Raw genomic sequence first — 14,493 nt, 5'->3', positions numbered from 1 at the left:
CCAGCCGTGGAAATGTCGGTCAGCTGATCACTTCCATCGTGTACCAGCCGTTGCCGACACCATTGGCGACACCTGCCTCCGTATCACCGGTGTAGGTATAGAGCGGCTTGTCGGCCATGGTCAGGACCCAGACCTGCAGGGCCTCGTTCCATGCCTTGCCCCACAGTCCATAGGTGCGCAGGTCCTTGCTGACCGTAAGGGGGCGCCAGTTCTCCAGGGCCGCACCCGACAGGGAGGACTTGCCGTAGGCCGTGTCCTTTTCCGTCGCATAGAGCGCATGGCCACTCAGGTCGGTGAGGATCTGTCCGGTGCGCTTGGTATAGACGACATCGACCAGGCCGCTGCCACCCCGGTCCATCACGCCGCGCATCGGGATCCGGTCCACCAGCGGTCGCTGGGCACGGGTCGGCCCACCATCGGTGATCGCGTAGTATGGTGACCGGAGTTCCTCCTCCAGAACCTCTTCAGGGTCCAGCGCATCATCGACGCGAAGCTGGGCCGCTGCAGGCTGCAACTGGAACAGGAAAACGGAGAAGACCAGCAGGGCAACAGACCGGTACTGGCCAGCACTCAGACGAGACATTCCGAACATCACTTCACTCCGGGTTTCAGGGCCAAACCTCTACCCGAATGTTGGATCTGTCAGCGGGAATTGCAAATCAACTCCTGCGGTCGGAAGCCCGTGACAAGAGCGCTGGCGGGCGTGTCAGGCTCCTCAGGACATCATGCGCGCGATGGCGGCGTCCAGACGGTCAGGCCCCAGCCTGATCTCGTTCTCCAGGGTTGGCGCGTAACCGATAGGCAGCTTCGGTGCCCCGATCCGGCGGACGGGGGCCTTCAGGTCCGAATGCAGTTCCTCCGCAACCGTTGCCGCGACCTCCGCGCCGAATCCGCCGACGACCACCGCCTCATGGGCGATCAGCAGCCGCCCGGTGCGGCGCACGCTCTGCAACACGCAGGCCTTGTCCCAGGGCCAGAGCGTGCGCAGGTCCAGCACCTCGATATCCGCCACCCCGGCCTGTGCGGCCCGCCCGGCGGCCGCCAGAATGTCATGCAGCGTCGCGGACCAGGTGACGATGGTGAGATCACTGCCCTGCCGCGCCACCCCCGCCGTTCCGATGCGATAGGGCGCGGCATCGTCCGGCACCTCGCCTGAGAGGGGCCAGAGGTTCTTGTGCTCCAGGTAGACGACCGGATCGTCGCTCAGGATCGCGGCCTTCAGCATGGCGTGGTTGTCGGCAGGTGTGGCCGGCATCATCACCACCAGCCCGGGAATGTGCGTGTACAGCGCCTCCAGCGACTGGCTGTGCTGCGCGGCGGATGACCGCCACATGCCGACCGGCATCCGCACCGTCAGGGGGACTCGGGTCTGGCCGCCGAACATGAAGCGGGCCTTGGCGGCCTGGTTGATCAGTTCATCCGTGGCACAGAGCGCGAAGTCCGCGAACCGCATCTCCACGACCGGACGGGTCCCGGTCATGGCGGCCCCGACCCCGACTCCCATGATCGCGGCTTCGGAGATCGGGGTGGAGACAATGCGCTCCGCGCCGAACCGTGCCTCCAGCCCCGCGTATTGACCGAAGACGCCGCCGCGTCCCAGATCCTCCCCCAGCGCCCAGACGGTCCGATCCGCCTCCATGGTCTCGGACAGCGCAGCTGCCCCGGCAGCGGCATAGGTCATCTCCGCCATCACGCCACCTCCGGCGCGCGGGCGTCCAGAACGTCGGTCAGCCCTTCTGCGGGGTCCGGCCATGGGGCGTTCCGGGCGGCCTCGAAGACCTGTTTCATCTCCGCCGCGACGGCCCGTTCCATCGTGTCGAACACCTCTGTTTCCACGCCCGCAGCGACCAGCAGGGCGCGGGAACGGGCGATGGGGTCGTTCTGCCACGCCTGCTCGACCTCCGTCGCCGGGCGATAGGTGGCCGGGTCGGCCCCCGTGTGGCCCGTCAGCCGGTAGGTCCTTGCGTGCAGGAATGCGGGCTTGCGATTCCGCCGGACCCGGTCGATCAGGGATTCGGCAGTTTCCGCCACGATGGTGATGTCGTTGCCGTCAATCGATTCCGCGTCCATGCCGAAGGATGCGGCGCGGGCGGCCGGGCCGGGCCCGGCGGTCAGGTCGGCGCTGCGTGTGGTTGCCGCGAAGCCGTTGTCCTCGCAGATGAACAGCACCGGCAGGTCGAAGGCCGCTGCCCAGTTCAACCCCTCCAGAAACGGGCCGCGGTTGATGGCGCCGTCGCCAAAGAAGCAGGCGACGATGCGGTCGTCGCCATGCAGCCGGATCGCGTGCGCCGCGCCCGTGGCAATGACGATGTTCGCGCCCACCACGCCATTCGCCCCCAGCATGCCGACGGAGAAATCGGCAATGTGCATGGAACCGCCCTTGCCACCGCAATTGCCGCCCTGGCGACCGAACAGTTCGCGCATCATGGCTTCCGGATCGGCGCCCTTGGCCAGCGTATGCCCATGACCCCGGTGGGTGGAGAGCAGGATGTCGTCGCGACGCAGTTGTCCGGCGACACCGGCGGCAATCGCTTCCTGCCCGATGGAGGGATGGATGGCCCCCAGGACGAGGCCCTGCTTCAGGCCTTCCAGCGCGGTTTCCTCAAGGGCACGGATGCGCAGCATCTCGCGGTGGTAGGCAAGAAACCGGTTCCGGTCCAGGTTTCCCCTGTTGCTCATGATCCCCCCCTCCGCATTGGCAATTGCGCCTGTTGGGTTCACGATAGGGGAGCCTGGCAAATCCGGTCAATCCGACCGGCAGACCAATGATTTCAGGAATGGCGCGCAGATGACCGAGAGACCCTATGGCATTGTCCTGGCGGACACGATCACCAGCCTGCCGCCAGAGGCTTCGGGGGCCGTTGTCGTCAGTGGCAGCCACGGCGGGCTGTTTCCTGCAGCCTGCGCCCTGCGGGCCGGTGTACGCGCGGTCATCCTGAACGACGCGGGCAATGGCATGGCAGCCGCCGGACTTGCCTGTCTGGATCATTGCCATGCGCACGGCGTGGCTGCCGCCGTGGTCGACAGCATGAGTTGTCGGATCGGCGATGCGGTCGACACGTTGCAGCGTGGCGTCATCAGTCATGTCAATCCTCTGGCGCTGACTGTCGGCGTCCGGCCCGGCATGTCGGTGGAAGACGCGGCGGAGGCGCTGCTTCTGGCACCGGTTTCGGACATGCCGGTCGCGGAGATGGACGAGCGCCGGGAGGTCGTCGCGTTGCCCGGGGCCCTGCGCCGTATCGTGCTGCTGGACTCCGCCTCGCAGGTGCGCCCTGAGGATGATGGCCAGATTGTCGTGACCGCTTCACATGGTGCGCTGGTGGGGGGCAATCCGGCCTACGCCATTCGCCGTGAGGCGTTCGCGGCCCTGTTCAATGACGCGGGCGGCGGGCCGCAGGGCTGGGGCTTCAGTCGGCTGGGCGCGCTGGATGCGCGCCGGATCGCCGGCGCGACGGTCGGATGCAGCAGCGCGCGGATCGGGGATGGCCGCTCCACCTATGAAACCGGTGTGCTTTCCGCAGTGAATGATGTTGCGCGTTTCCTGGGACTGCGGGTCGGCATGTCGGCACAGGACGCGTGCGAGATTCTCGCACTGACCGATGTCAAGGTGCCGGACTGAGACACCGGAACAGCCGGATCAGGCGGCGGAATTGGCCGAAACCGGTTCATCGCTGATGATCTCCAGCCGCTTGCCAGGCAGTACCAGGCTGACCGTGGTGCCGACGCCAGGCTCGCTGTCCATCTCGAACCGTCCGCCATGCAGTTCCACCAGCGATTTCGTCAGCGGGACCCCGAGCCCGGTTCCCTCATGTTTCCGGGAATGGGTGGCGTCTGCCTGACCAAAGGCTTCCATGACGCGGGGGATGTCTTCCGGCTTGATGCCGATGCCGGTGTCCGCAACGATCAGGTGCAGATCGCCGTTGGTATCGATCTCCGCCCGGATTTCGACATGGCCGCCGGTATTCGAGAACTTCACGGCATTGCTGATCATGTTCAGCAGGGCCCGCCGCATCAGGATCTCGTCGCAGAACAGCTCCACATTCTCCAGTTCGCCGCCGAAGTCGATCCTGATCCCGTGCTTCTGCGCCAGCGACTCGACGAGGCGGATCGAGCGGTCGACCAGGTCGGCGACCGATGTGTGCGATTCGTTCAGGATCGTCTTGCCGGCATCGACCTTGGTCAGATCCAGAATGTCGTTGACGATGCGCAGCAGATGCTGACCGCTTTCGTTGATGTAGCAGGCGTATTCACCGAACTTCGCCGTGTCGGCCGTGGCGTCGGATTCAAGCTGCTGTCGGATCAGATCCGAGAATCCGATGATCGAATTCAGCGGGGTCCGCAGCTCATGGCTCATGGTGGCCAGAAACTCGGATTTCGCACGGTTCGCCGCCTCTGCGCGCTTCTTTTCCTGACGCAGGCCTTCCTCCAGCGATTGCCGCTGCTTGATCTCGTTGCGCAGGTCGAAGTTCATCTTCTCCAGGTCACGGGTGCGTTCCTCGACGCGTCGCTTCAGGCTCTCGTTCGCGGCGTGCAGCGACAGCTCCGCACGGCGGCGGTCAATCTGGGTCTGCATCCGCGCCAGGGTGATGTCCAGGTCGACAGGCTTGGTGATGTAGTCGTTGGCCCCCAGCTTGATCGCCTCGGCGATTCCATCCTTCTCGTGGATGGCCGTCACCATGATCACCGGCAGGATCGCGGGGCTGCGGTTCGCCCGGATCAGGCGCAGGACCTCAAGCCCGCTCATGCCCGGCATCATGATGTCGAGAAGGATGATGTCGAACTCGCTCTCGTCGATCAGGCGCAGGGCATTCGGGCCATCTTCCGCCATGACCGTGTCGTATCCGCGGCGCGTCAGACGACGCGCCAGCATGGCGCGATTGGCCTCGAGGTCGTCAACGACCAGGACGCGCGGCTTCTCTTCGTTGTCCATCTTGCTCCGGCTCCTAGCGGAATGGGCATATCTCCATCTAGACACTGGCGGCTGAACATTTGGTTAAGCCGCAGAATGTCGCGATCAAGGCCGGCGCCATGACTTAATGCGTACTTAACCCCTTCGCGCCATGATCCTTCGTGCACGGAGGTTCGCGAATGGAACTGTCACAACATCACGATATGACGCTGGTGCTGCTCGCGGTGGGCATATGTGCGTTCTCGGCCTTTTCCGCGCCCACACTCGCATCCCGCGCCCGGGATGCGAGTGTGGGCGCGGCGGCTGGCTGGACATTGTTTGCCGCATTTGCCCTGGGCGGTGGCATCTGGTCGATGCATTTCATCGCCATGCTCGGGATGGAACTGCCCGTCGTGACGGTGCTGTTTGACACGCCCAAGACCATCGGTTCGATGGGTTTGGCCGTGGTCTTCACCTGGGCCGGTCTGGCGATCGTCAGGTCCCTGGGGTCCAGCTTCATCATGCTGCTGGCAGGCGGCCTGTGCATGGGGCTTGGTATCGCGGGCATGCACTACATGGGCATGGCGGCAATGCGCATGCCGGTCGAGATCGTCTACGATCCGGTCCTCTTCGTCGCCTCTTTCGCCATCGCGATCCTGGCATCGATGGCGGCGCTGTGGCTCTGCTTCAATCTTGAATCCCTCACCTGGCGACTGGGCAGCGCCTGCCTGATGACCTTTGCGGCTGTCGGCATGCATTACTGCGGCATGGCGGCGGCAACATTCAGGCTGCGCGCCGATGCCCTGGTCCATACCGACTCGGTCGTGAATTCCGGCGTCCTGGCTGCAGCCGTCGCGCTGGGGGCCGTGCTGCTCTTCGGCGTCGGGCTGGCGACAGCCCTGATCGACAGGCGGGTTACCGAGAACCTGCGTGCCGGCACGGAGAGGATCAGACGCAGCGAGGAACGCTTTCGCCTGATGGTCAACGGCCTGCAGGACTATGCCATCATCATGCTGGACCCGGCGGGCCGGGTATCATCCTGGAACGACGGCGCCGCGCGTCTGGATGGTTTCAGCGCGGAGGAGGTACTGGGCCGGTCCTGCGCCCTGTTTGATGCGGATGCCGAGAACGCCCCGCGCATTCTGGCGCGGGCCTTGTCGGAGGCCAGCCTCCGGGGCCGGTTCGAGGCGGAGATGAAGCGGCGGCGCAAGGACGGAAGCACCTATTGGGCCAGTGTCACGTTCCACCCGGTCTATGACGGTGCGGGTGAACTGTCGGGCTTTGCCAGCGTGACGCACGACGTGACCGAACGTCGGCAGGCCGAGAAGGCCCTGCGCGCCGCCTACGACGGTCTGGAGGCAAAGGTTGCGGAACGGACCCAGGAACTGAAGGAAGCGATGGAGGTGGCCGAGGCCGCGAATTCGGCCAAGAGTTCGTTCCTGGCCAACATGAGCCATGAACTGCGGACCCCGCTGAACGCGATCATCGGGTACACCGAGATGCTGATCGAGGATTTCGAGGATCAGGGCGATGCAGGCACGGTCGATGACCTGCACCGGATCGAGAAATCCGGGCGCCATCTGCTGACCCTGATCAACGAGGTGCTGGATCTGGCCAAGGTCGAGGCCGGTCGCGTCAGTCTGGATCTGGAAGCGGTGGATGTCGCGGCGCTGGTCGATGAGGCGATGAGCACGGTTCGCCCCATTGCCGAACGGTTCGGGAACAACCTTCTCCTGGATCTGCAGGTGCCGGGACTGCATATCGAATCGGACCGCAAGCGCCTGTTCCAGTGTCTGCTGAACCTGCTCTCCAACGCGTCGAAATTCACCGAGAATGGTGACGTCGAACTGATCGTCGGCCGGACCGAGATCAAGGATCGGGACGCCGTCTCGTTCGTCGTGCGTGATTCGGGGATCGGGATGTCGGAGGAGCAGCTCGACAAGGTATTCGAGCCTTTCGAGCAGGCCGACGGCACCCTGACGCGGGAACGCGAAGGTACCGGCCTCGGCCTGACAATCACCCGTCGGCTGGTGCAGATGATGGGAGGCGATATCACGGTGACCAGCAAGCCTGGCATCGGTTCGACCTTCACCCTTGTCGTGCCGGTCTCGCTGGAGGAGATGCATGATGATGGCCGGTCCGCGACGCTGTTGTCGGGCATGGCGTCGCCTGTTCTGCCCGAGGCAATGGACGCCGTCGGACCGCTGGCCCTGATCATCGATGATGATCTGGATGCGCTGGACATCTATCGCCGGGTGCTTGAACGCAGCGGCTTCCGCACGAGGGTCGCGCAGGATGGTGAAAGCGGCCTTGCCGAGGTCCGGACAACGGTGCCCGACCTGATTCTGCTGGATATTGCCATGCCGGAGATGGACGGTTGGCAGGTCCTCGGGGCGCTGAAGGAAGATTCGAGGCTGGCGAACATTCCGGTTGTCATTGTCTCCGTCACGGATGAAGCGGCGCAGGGACTGGCACTTGGCGCGGTCGACTGGCTGACGAAGCCGGTATCGGCAGAGGCCCTGACCAGCGCCGCGGCACGCATCTCCCGCGTCCACGCCGAGCCACGGGTTCTGGTCTTCAGCGACCAGATCGACGTGATCGAACCGGTCGGCGACACGCTGGATGACCTGGGGATCTCGTGCCTGTTCTTCGAGAGCCCCGACAATCTGCCGGACCTGCAGACATTCGGGCCGGATATCCTGATGATCGACATCTCGAGCAGGTTTGGCAGACCGGAGGTCCTGGAGAGACTCAAGTCACAGTCGAACTGGATGGAGATGAAGGTCGTGCTGCTCGCATCGCCATCGGAAGATGGCGGCAGCGGACCGGAACCGCGTATCGATCCGGCCCTGCCGCCCGACGATCTGCTGCGCGAAGTGTCGAAGTTCGTCCGGCCGCAGCGCTGTGGTGATGCCGCGGCTGCCTGACAGCAGCATTGCATTGTCTGCCCATACCATCCGCTGAACGAACGCTCTAGACTTCCCGTTCTGGCCAGTTGGAGAACGGGGAGGTTCGTATGTCCGGAGAGAATTCAGGTCGCCTGTCAGGGCGTGTTGCAGTGATCACCGGCGGTGCGTCGGGGATGGGCAAGGCAACTGCGGAACGGTTTCTGGCAGAAGGTGCCGCCGTCGTCATCGGTGATCTCAATCAGGTCAATGGCGATGCCCTGATCGGGGAGGCAACCGCAGCCGGGTATGGCGATCGCATTGCCTTCGTGCGTTGCGATGTTTCGGAAGAAGCGGACGTGGCCACACTGGTCGGCACCGCTGTCGACCGTTTCGACCGGCTGGACTGCATGTTCAACAATGCGGGTGTCGGCGGTGCCTTCGGGCCGGTCACCGACACCACGGTCGATGAATGGGACTACACGTTTGCCGTTCTGGTGCGGGGCGTTTTCCTGGGCTGCAAGTATGCGACCCGGCAGATGCAGAAGCAGGGTTCAGGCGGTTCCATCATCTCGACCGCGTCCATCGCAGGGCTTTCCGGCGGGGCGGGTCCGATCGCCTATTCCGCCGCGAAGGCCGCAGTGGTGAACCTGACGCGCGCCCTCGCAGGGGACCTTGCGGAGGATCGTATCCGCGTCAATGCCATCGCGCCGGGGGCCATCCGGACACCGCTGCTGCATTCGGGCCGGGCGGAGATGATGGAAAAGATGGCGCAGGCGAAGACGCCCTGGCCACGGCTGGGCGAGGGGGCGGACATTGCGGGTGCCGCGCTGTTCCTCGCCTCCGACGACAGTGAGTTCGTTACCGGCCACACGCTTGTGGTGGATGGCGGCGTACTGGGGGCTGCGCCGGACATCTGGGGCCATGGCCAGGATGCCATGTTCAAGTCGAAGGCAGGCGTCAACCGCGGCACGACAGGGCAGGGCGGTGACGTGCGCGACGTGGAATGACCGCCACCTGGCGGTAGGACGCTGCCGCAAGAAAGAAGGGGGTGCTGCGGCATTGGTCCCGCAGCACCCCCTTTCTGATTCCGGCTCCGGAACGGACCGGTCAGTTCTCCAGGAAGCGGACCTCCACGCGGCGGTTGCGCTGGAAGGCTTCCTCGCTTGTCCCTGTGTCGCGCGGATGGAACTCGGCATGGCCGGCTGCCACCAGGCGGTTCTTCGGGATGCCCTGTTCGATCAGGTAGCGCACGACGGAGAGCGAACGGGCAATCGACAGTTCCCAGTTGGAGGGAAACTGCGGTGTCGAGATCGGCCGATTGTCCGTATGGCCGTCGATCTGAAGTGCCCAGTCGATCTCCGCCGGGATGTCGGGCGCGGCGGCGAGGACAGCCTTGGCGAAGGCATCAAGGCGTGACTTGCCGATGGGGCGCAGGCTGGCCTTGGCGACGTCGAACAGGACTTCGGAACTGAAGACGATGCGCTCGCCGTCGATCTCCTCGGCATTCGCGACACCACCGAGTTCGTTCACCCGCTCAAGGAAGGAGGTCCGGTACCCGATGATCTGCACGTCATCGCGGGCTTCCAGGTTCTCGAAGCGGGCGTTTGCCTGCGCCAGTTCCTTCTCCAGCTGGTCGACGCGGTTGGTGGCGGCGGTCAGGCGGCCCTGAACCTTGCCGAACTCGATCTTGTCGATGCCTGTTTCCGATCCCTGAAGCTGGGCGCGGGCACTGACCAGTTCCGCCGTTGCCTCATCGAAGCGTGCATTGGCGGCTTGCAGGAGGGCCAGGGTCTGGTCACGCTCGGTCTCCGCCTCGCGACGTTTCTGCGCCGCATTGCGCAGGTTCTTCTGGTAGCGGTCGGCGAGCGACTGGATCTCGGCCAACTGGGCCAGCAGGTCGCGTTTCTCCTTGTCGAACGCGGCGGCCTCCGCGCGCAGCTTGCCGACTTCCTGGCTGATCTGGGTCAGCTGGCTGATCTGCGTCGAGAAGGTGGATTCCATCCGGGTGATGATGGTCTGTACCTCGATCACGCGGTTCTCCGTGTTCTGCAGCTCCAGCACCAGGGCCGCGACATGCTCGGCCAGGATCGCCGGGCAGTCACCGGGTGCCCCTTCCTCCAGCCCGCAGGCCTCAACGGAGGCGAGGCGGTACTTGCGCTTGAAGTTCCAGTACTGGAAGCCGCCAATCGGCTGGTTGGCCAGCAGGCGCACGGCCACCCATGAATCAGGATAGATGTCGATGATCCGCTCGAACCGCTTCCAGGCAAGGCCATAGAGGCGATAGCGCTCCAGCGGCAGCACGCCGGGTTTGTCAGCCTTGCGGATGAAGTCGAGTGCGGCCACGAACAGGCCATTGACGTCGGTTTCGCAGGCGCAGGTGATCTCCTCGATGGTGGCATCTGCCGCAGGTGGTTCGACCGCGACGGCGGCCTTGTCTGTCTCTGCCTCCTGCGCCATGGCGCCGAAGCTGATGAATGAGGCCACGATGGCCCAAGCGAAACGTCGCATTTTGTCGATTCCCCTCGAATGCACTGACTGCACCTGTCCTGCGCAAGAGCCGGGCCAGACGGTCGACAATTTCCTCTGGTCAATCCGCCCCCGCTTTGCTATGCCCTCATCCGCTTCCGTGATCCTCGGTAGCTCAGCGGTAGAGCAATCGGCTGTTAACCGATTGGTCGTAGGTTCGAATCCTACCCGGGGAGCCATTTTTCAGGGCCCGTTCCTTCCCATGAAGGCGCGGGCCTTGTGCATTACGGACTGCATTTTGCGGATAAGGTCCCATTGTGTGGATCGATCCCGGTGCGATCTGCGTCCCCCGGACTTGATCAGGGGGGGCAATCTCATTCATATGACGGCCAAAGCAGCCGTGGTGCCGCATTGCCTGTCGAACGGGTGGTCGTGGCGCGCTGACCAAACTTGGGGAGACTGACGCCGTGTCGAATGAAAAGCCTGTCCTGATTGACAATCATCCGGGCCGCAACGCCCAGGCCTATGGCATTGCCCGGGAACTCGGCGCGGACATGGACCTGATCCATGAACCGTCCGTCGGCGTGATCGGCAACAAGGGCGACAGCCAGTGCTACATCGGCGTGCAGCGCAAGGTGGAGGCGATCCACGAGAGCCTGCGCCAGCGGCTGGGCCGGGAGCCGGGTCAGCTTTCCATGCGGCTGGTGCAGCCGGAGTTCACGGTCGCGACCTCCGACGGTATCCGCAACGGCACGCGGGAGATGCGCTATTCCCTGATCGGTCGCGAAGTCACCCACGACAGCGTCTGCGAGCATCTGAGCGCCAGCGGCCTGGCCGGCACCGTGGCTGTCGTTGCCTGTGACAAGCCGCCGGTCGGCACCCTGGCCGCCCTGCTGGAACACAATCAGCCTGCCATCATGATGTCGGACGGCTCGATCCACCCGGCCGTCGATCCGAAATCGAACGAGACCATCGATCTGGTCTCCGCCTATCAGGTCGCGGGCAGTGAGGACGAGGAGTTCCGCAAGCACATCGCCTGCGTCGCCTGCCCGGGCTATGGCAGCTGCGGTGGCATGTTCACCTACAATACCATGCAGACCTTCATCGGCGTGGTCGGCATGCAGCCGCTGCACATGGTGGCGCCGCCGTCCGACGACCCGCGCCGGATGGAGCAGTTCCCGAATGAACTGGTCGACTATCTGAAGGGGCTGATCGACAGCAATACCCGCCCGCGTGACATCGTCGGGCGCGATTCCATCCGCAATGCGGTCATCGTGGCCATGGCGATCGGCGGTTCGACCAATGTCGTGCTGCACACGCCGGAGATCGCCCGCGCCGCCGGGTTTGCCAACTTCTGGCAGGACATCATGACGCCGGAGGAATTCAATCACCTGTCGAAGAACGTCGTGCCGGTCCTGACGGATGCACGTCCCTATGGTCGCTATTCGATGGTGGACATCGACCGGGTCGGCGGCGTTCAGGTCATCGTCCGGGAACTGATGGATGCCGGACTGCTGAACGGCGACGTGCCAACCTGCACCGGCGAGACACTGGCCGAGCAGGTGGCCCGTCTGGATCCGCCCGCGGCGGACGGCGACGTGATTCATCCGGTGGCCAAGCCCTACAAGCCGACGGGCGGCCTGCGCCTGCTCGGCGGCAATCTCTCCCCCGGCTACAGCGCGATCCTGAAACTGGCCGGTGTCGAGGGCGGTCTGGAGAACAACATCTTCCGCGGCAAGGCCAGGGTGTTCGAGGGCGAGGCCGGTCTGCTGGAAGCACTGGATACCCAGCCGGAGATCTTCAGCGACGGCGACATGATCATCGTCCGCTACGAGGGGCCGAGCGGTGCGCCCGGCATGCCGGAAATGCTGGATTCGACCTCCCGCATCACGACCCTGTGTCGGGAGAAGGGGATCGTCGTCGGCCTGATGACCGATGCGCGCTTCTCCGGCGGTTCGGTGGGGCTGGTGATCGGCCATGTCGGACCGGAGGCCGCGCTGGGTGGCCCCATTGCCCTGATCGAGAATGGTGACGAGATCACGGCCGACCTGAACAGCAACGAACTCAACTGCACCGAACTGATGGACAAGGCGGTGTTCGATGCCCGCATGGCTGCATGGCAGGCAACTGTCGATGCAAACGGCGGTATTCATCCGAACTGCGGTGTTGCCGATACGCGCCTGCTGAACCGGATGCGCCGTTCCGGCGTTTCGGCGCTGCAGGGGGGCGGCATGCACCCGGACCGGGAAGTCTGGGTGAACGATCCGCGTGAGCCGGTGATCACGGGCTTCACGCCGACCAATCGCTGGCACAGCACCTGACCATTCCGCACAGTGTGATCGAGGCGGTTGCCTGACCGCCCGATCCCTGCTGCGATAGGGTCATGGCTGGCTGGCTTCCCATACGCACGGCACCGCAGGACGGCATGCCTATCCTCGTCTATGTCCCGGAATATCAGGGCGGGCGCGGCGCCATCATCACGGCTGTCTGGATGAAGCGCCGCCTGTTCGGCTCCGGCTGGTACGACAGCGGCGCGACACAGGTGAAGCCGAGCCACTGGCAACCCCTGCCGGATCCGCCGGTCTGAGGCGGGTACCGATTCCATCGTGCGGCGTAACTCTCTAGACTTCGCTTCAGATAGTTCCGGGGGAGGGTTGGATCATGGGTGTTCCGTATGACGGGCTGACAGTGGGTGACCTGCTGTTTCGTGCCTTCCGCCGTCACGGCGACAAGGTTGCCTTCGACGGCTACGGCGGACGCTATACCTATCGCGCCGCGCTGGACCTGATCGGGCGCTACCAGGCGGTCTACAAGCGGCTCGGAATCCGGCGCGGCCAGCACATTGCCATGCTGAACGCCAACCGGGCGGAGGCCTATCTGGCGGGTGTCGCGGCGCAGGCGCTGGGACTGTGCATGACGCCACTGCACACGCTTGGCAGCCTGGCGGACCATCAGTTCATCCTGGAGGACTCGGAGACCGACTGGCTGCTGGTCGACGTGGAGAACTATGCCGTGCGTGGCCGTGAACTGGCGGAGAAGGTAGATCGCCTGACCGGTGTCCTGACGCTCGGACCCGCCGACTACGGTACTGACCTTCGCGCGGCGGCAGAAGATATCGGTGCGGTGACTGCGGTGGTGGAGGCGGAGACCAGCGACCGGGTCTGGCTGAGCTATACCGGCGGCACGACAGGGCAGCCGAAGGGCGCGGTCCGTACCCATCCGGCTTTCGTGGCCATGGCCAATGCGATCCTGGCTGACTTCGAGTTTCCCGATTTCACCAACTACCTGGCCGTCGCGCCCATCAGCCATGTCGGCGGCACGAAACTGCCTGCGGTGCTGCACCTGGGCGGCACGGTGACCTTCATGAACGGCTTCGATCCGGGCAAGGTGCTCACCACCATCGAGCAGGAGCGGATCAGCATGACGCTGCTGGTGCCGACCATGATCTACATGCTGCTGGACAGCCCGGAACTGGAGAAACGCGACCTTTCCAGCCTGGAGTACCTGCTGTACGGCGCGTCACCCATGTCGCCGACACGGCTGGTGGAGGGAATCGAACGGATCGGCCCTGTCTTCGGACAGCTCTACGGGCAGACGGAGGGCTATCCGATCTCCGTGCTGTCGAAGGCCGATCATGATGCCAGTCAGCCGGAACTGTTCGCGTCCTGCGGCCACCCCAATGCCAGCGTTCAGGTCAGGCTGCTGGACGATGACCTGAACGAGGTGCCGGAGGGTGAGCCCGGCGAGATCTGCGTGCGCTCGCGCCAGATCATGGACGGCTACTGGAAGCGCCCGGAGCAGACGGAGGAAACCCTGCGCGGCGGCTGGCTGCACACAGGTGACGTGGCACGGCTGGACGATCGCGGCTTCCTCTATATCGTCGACCGCAAGAAGGACATGATCGTTTCCGGTGGTTTCAACGTATTCCCCCGTGAGATCGAGGATGTGCTGACCTCCCACGGCGACGTCGCCATGGCCGCCGTGATCGGGGTGCCGGACGAGAAGTGGGGTGAGGCGGTGAAGGCCATCATCGTGGCCCGGCCCGGCACGCAGCCGGATCCGGAGGTCCTGATGCGCATGGTGCGGGACAGCAAGGGCGCCGTGCATGCGCCGAAGTCGGTGGAGTTTGTCGATGAGATTCCCGTTACCCCGATCGGCAAGCCGGACAAGAAGGCCATCCGTGCCCGGTTCTGGGAGGGCAAGGGCCGTCTTGTCGGTTGACCCCGGCGCTTTGGCCCTGTTGGCTGGTCC

General features: G+C 64.5%; 11 protein-coding genes and 1 tRNA gene. 7 read left to right on the top strand and 5 right to left on the bottom strand.

All coding sequences use genetic code 11. The features are described from left to right. Positions 1-19: 19 nt before the first annotated feature. The 3 genes from QGV55_RS13480 to QGV55_RS13470 form a co-directional block, all read right to left on the bottom strand. Positions 20-583: a hypothetical protein gene (locus QGV55_RS13480; protein ID WP_281016269.1), complete on the bottom strand. Its 564-nt coding sequence runs from the start codon at positions 581-583 to the stop codon at positions 20-22. A 132-nt stretch (positions 584-715) separates the two neighbouring features. Next, entirely contained in the window at positions 716-1,690 is a 975-nt protein-coding gene (locus QGV55_RS13475) for a transketolase C-terminal domain-containing protein (protein ID WP_281016270.1), read from the bottom strand. Beyond that, positions 1,690-2,679 carry a thiamine pyrophosphate-dependent dehydrogenase E1 component subunit alpha gene (locus tag QGV55_RS13470; protein WP_281016271.1) on the bottom strand — a complete coding sequence of 330 codons (990 nt, stop codon included), beginning with the start codon at positions 2,677-2,679 and terminating at the stop codon, positions 1,690-1,692. Before QGV55_RS13470 ends, QGV55_RS13475 begins: the two co-directional genes overlap by 1 nt. 109 nt (positions 2,680-2,788) lie before the next feature. On the opposite strand from QGV55_RS13470, the gene QGV55_RS13465 reads away from it, so the two are divergent. Then, positions 2,789-3,619, top strand: a complete 831-nt coding sequence (locus tag QGV55_RS13465; RefSeq protein ID WP_281016272.1) for a hypothetical protein — start codon at positions 2,789-2,791, stop codon at positions 3,617-3,619. Positions 3,620-3,637: 18 nt separating this feature from the next. On the opposite strand, the gene QGV55_RS13460 is transcribed toward QGV55_RS13465, so the two are convergent. Next, a complete protein-coding gene (locus tag QGV55_RS13460; protein ID WP_281016273.1) occupies positions 3,638-4,930 on the bottom strand; it encodes a response regulator in 1,293 nt (430 codons plus the stop codon). A gap of 158 nt (positions 4,931-5,088) precedes the next feature. On the opposite strand from QGV55_RS13460, the gene QGV55_RS13455 reads away from it, so the two are divergent. Both QGV55_RS13455 and QGV55_RS13450 read left to right on the top strand, forming a co-directional pair. Continuing rightward, positions 5,089-7,815, top strand: coding sequence for an MHYT domain-containing protein (locus QGV55_RS13455; protein WP_281016274.1), 2,727 nt, complete (start codon positions 5,089-5,091; stop codon positions 7,813-7,815). A gap of 89 nt (positions 7,816-7,904) precedes the next feature. Continuing rightward, a complete protein-coding gene (locus tag QGV55_RS13450) occupies positions 7,905-8,783 on the top strand; it encodes an SDR family oxidoreductase (RefSeq protein ID WP_281016275.1) in 879 nt (292 codons plus the stop codon). A 100-nt stretch (positions 8,784-8,883) separates the two neighbouring features. Here the strand turns inward: QGV55_RS13450 and QGV55_RS13445 are convergent, their stop codons facing one another. Beyond that, on the bottom strand, positions 8,884-10,284 hold the full coding sequence (locus QGV55_RS13445) for an OmpA family protein (RefSeq protein WP_281016276.1): 1,401 nt from the start codon (positions 10,282-10,284) through the stop codon (positions 8,884-8,886). Positions 10,285-10,406: 122 nt separating this feature from the next. On the opposite strand from QGV55_RS13445, the gene QGV55_RS13440 reads away from it, so the two are divergent. The 4 genes from QGV55_RS13440 (at position 10,407) to QGV55_RS13425 (ending at position 14,463) form a co-directional block, all read left to right on the top strand. Beyond that, positions 10,407-10,481: transfer RNA gene (locus QGV55_RS13440), tRNA-Asn, on the top strand. A 228-nt stretch (positions 10,482-10,709) separates the two neighbouring features. Beyond that, entirely contained in the window at positions 10,710-12,563 is a 1,854-nt protein-coding gene (locus QGV55_RS13435) for a dihydroxy-acid dehydratase (protein WP_281016277.1), read from the top strand. Positions 12,564-12,625: 62 nt separating this feature from the next. Further along, positions 12,626-12,829 (top strand): DUF551 domain-containing protein, encoded by a 204-nt coding sequence (locus tag QGV55_RS13430; protein ID WP_281016278.1) that lies wholly within the window; start codon positions 12,626-12,628, stop codon positions 12,827-12,829. A 74-nt stretch (positions 12,830-12,903) separates the two neighbouring features. Beyond that, positions 12,904-14,463, top strand: coding sequence for an AMP-binding protein (locus QGV55_RS13425; RefSeq protein WP_281016279.1), 1,560 nt, complete (start codon positions 12,904-12,906; stop codon positions 14,461-14,463). The last annotated feature ends 30 nt before the right edge of the window (positions 14,464-14,493 follow it).

The sequence above is a fragment of the Minwuia sp. IMCC3009 genome, from assembly GCF_029909415.1.
Taxonomy (GTDB): domain Bacteria; phylum Pseudomonadota; class Alphaproteobacteria; order Minwuiales; family Minwuiaceae; genus Minwuia.
This window is presented reverse-complemented; position numbering and strand designations above follow the sequence as displayed.